We start from the raw sequence: 605 nt of genomic DNA on the forward strand, positions 1-605 counted from the left end.
TGGGGAACCCGGTCCTCGCAATTTCCAGTGCGTGTGACGCGCTCTTTACCGGGAAATAGCGAAGTCAGTGGCAATATCGCCATCAACGGTGAACTGTTTTCCAACCAACGATCGCTCACGGCAGGCAACTACCGTTCACGATTTAATACCGACAACACCATCATCACCTGGTCAGAAAGTACCAATGCCATACCCAACACCTGCCTGGAGCAGACTGCCCTGCAGCCTCTGGAGTTTATGGCATCGGCACTCATTCCGAAGTCCTGCAGCATCTCGACGAAAGACATTGATTTTGGCCATGTCACGATGATGGATAACCGTAACATCGATGCTCAGGGGGAGATTGCCGTCGAATGTACCCGCGATACGCAATACCGCATTGCCCTTCGCTCTGTGAATATGAAAAATGGTCAGTTCTATCTGTACTCGATGGCAGCGGGTAATACAGAAAATGGGAAAATCGCATATTCCTTATACCAAAACCCGGCCAGAACGTTGTTATGGTCTGACAGCAGTCATGAAAAAATAGACCAGGGAACTGGCGGCAGGCAGGTACATCCGGTTTATGGTCAAGTCCCTGGAAGGCAAACCACTGCACTCCGGTC

At 50.7% G+C, this 605-nt stretch carries 1 protein-coding gene; it reads left to right on the forward strand.

Going from position 1 to position 605, the window contains the following annotated elements; translation table 11 throughout:
- A partial coding sequence (locus tag AC2A1E_RS24275; protein ID WP_484385888.1) for a spore coat protein U domain-containing protein occupies window positions 1-605 on the forward strand: 605 nt, incomplete at both ends.

It is taken from the genome of Serratia sp. HNCC26DJ206, from assembly GCF_057180605.1.